This window comes from Pontibacter rugosus, assembly GCF_042678745.1.
Taxonomy (GTDB): domain Bacteria; phylum Bacteroidota; class Bacteroidia; order Cytophagales; family Hymenobacteraceae; genus Pontibacter; species Pontibacter rugosus.
Window position 1 is genome coordinate 1 of sequence record NZ_JBHTLD010000373.1, and the last position, 2,327, is coordinate 2,327.

At 34.3% G+C, this 2,327-nt stretch carries 2 protein-coding genes; both read right to left on the reverse strand.

What is annotated here, in order from left to right; all coding sequences use genetic code 11:
* The coding region (locus tag ACFQ2O_RS21280; protein ID WP_377532844.1) for an oligosaccharide flippase family protein at positions 1-1,120 on the reverse strand (1,120 nt) is incomplete at its 3' end.
* Positions 1,121-1,155: 35 nt separating this feature from the next.
* Positions 1,156-2,262, reverse strand: coding sequence for a DegT/DnrJ/EryC1/StrS family aminotransferase (locus ACFQ2O_RS21285; protein ID WP_377532846.1), 1,107 nt, complete (start codon positions 2,260-2,262; stop codon positions 1,156-1,158).
* Positions 2,263-2,327: the final 65 nt, after the last annotated feature.

Genomic DNA, 2,327 nt, shown 5'->3' on the forward strand with positions numbered 1-2,327 from the left:
GCATATAAATATTAACTACCAGCTCATTCCAAAAGAAAAGTTTCGATGAACCATTTGCAAGAATAATGTATGCTATCGCCCAACTAACTGCTTTAAAGAAAATTCCTAAAGCTGACCAATGTATCATACCATTTACTGGTATGAATTTAGTTGAATATAATAATATTACAGCCCAATCAATAAAAATTAAAAAAACTAATAATAGAGGTGCTAATATTAATATTGCCACCTCCGCTTGCTGATTAATTGTACTTGTTGCTTTTTGTCTATCTTGTGCAACAGCAGATAATCTTGGATAGTAATCTGTTACCATTGCAGTAAATATCATTCCTACATAAGTATTAACTATAGCAAAACCAGCATTATATAAACCCACTTGGTCTATTCCACCATTTCTGCTAATGAATATTCTAATAATGTAGGAAGCCCCTAGAGCAGCCAAGCTGCTTAAGCTAAGCATAAAACCCATTCTTAACATCTCACCCCCTTCTGTTTTTAATTGCACTATATCTACAGGAGTAGGAGACACCTTTATTTTATTAGAAAAATGCCAAGAAATAAACAAACTTATAAAAGATGTTAAAATGATAGCTGGAACAATGCCATCAATATCCATTAGATAATAAACAGGTACTGAGACTACTAACCCTAAAACAGATCCCAGAAAACTACCTTTAGCCATAAACTTAATTTTCCGCATACCCTGCAGAACAACAAGTTGACCAGCACTTAACTGCCTCAGAAGAAGTGTAAAAGCGAGCCAAATAAATGCATATGTATATTCATCATTACCAAAGGTAAGTTCACTTAATAATGGGGCAGTAACTAATGTAATAAAAGAACCTAATAAACCCGTTGCCCAAACTAACTTTCTTAATACTGTAACTACAACACTAATTTTTTTAATATCATTAGTTGCATTTGCAGCAGCCACATTCTTTACAGCACTCCTAGACAATCCAAAGTTTGTAAGGCTTGTAACAATGTTCAGAGTTGCGGTCAATAGTCCAGCAATTCCCATTCCTGTTGGACCTAATAGAACTGCAATGAACTTTGAACGAATGATATTTATTAGAATGTTACCAACCTGCACACCTCCAAAAATGGAAGTGGCTTTCATAATTTGCCTATAAGATGTAGTAGATTCACTCAAAATTATTTGCTGTAAAATTTTTTAATTTGGCTACCTACCTTGATAACATTCTCTTGAGTCATTCCTGGCCAAAGAGGTAAACTTAAACATGTGTTTGCTAACTCTTCAGCAATAGGGAAGTCACCTTTGGCATAACCTAGATATGAATAAGCTTCTTGCAGGTGAGGAGGTATTGGATAGTGAATCATTGTACTAATATTATTATCCTGCAGATATTTTTGTAATGCTTCTCGGCGCTGCGCTTTAACAACATATAAATGATAAACATGAGTAGCATCTAAGCTAACAAACGGTAAAGCTAAATCTTCTACTTCCTCTAGTACTTCATTATACCAGCTTGCTATTTGCTGCCTCTGTGCAGTCCATTCATTTACATATTTAAGCTTAACATTTAAAAAGGCTGACTGTAGTTCGTCCAACCTCATATTGTATCCTACAACCTTATTATGATATTTAATTTGAGAGCCATAGTTGCGTAATATTCTAATCTCATCAGCTAATTTTGAATCATTCGTTGTAACAGCACCTCCATCACCCAAAGCACCTAAGTTTTTTCCTGGATAGAAGCTTGTGCCATTTATATGTCCCCAACTTCCCGTAAGCTTATTTGCATAAGCTGCTCCATGTGCTTGTGCATTATCTTCAATCACAAATAAATTATTTTCTTTTGCTATGCTCATCAGACTTGTCATTTCACAAGCCTGCCCATACAAGTGTACTGGCATAATAGCTTTAGTTTTTGGAGTTATAGCTGCCTGAATGTTAGCTGGATCAATATTATAAGTAAGGGCGTTAGGCTCGACAAATACAGGTGTAGCACCTACATATGATACGGCTAAAGCAGTTGCAATGTAAGTATTTGAAGGAACAATAACCTCATCTCCGTTACTTATTCCTAAAGACCTTAAAGCTAAGTGAAGAGCGTCTAATCCGTTACTTACACCAATAGTATAATTAACTTGATTAAATTGGGAATATGCATCTTCAAATTTATGCAATTGTTTGCCCATTACATACCAATAACTGTCATAAACTTCTTCAAATGCTTCTTTCATTTCAGCTTTTATTGCTGCGTGCATTTGCTCTAAGTTTAGGAATAAAATGTCCATTATTTGTTTTTAAATTTGAAACGTTTTTAATTCGAAATTTTATACTATGATATCTAATAAGTATA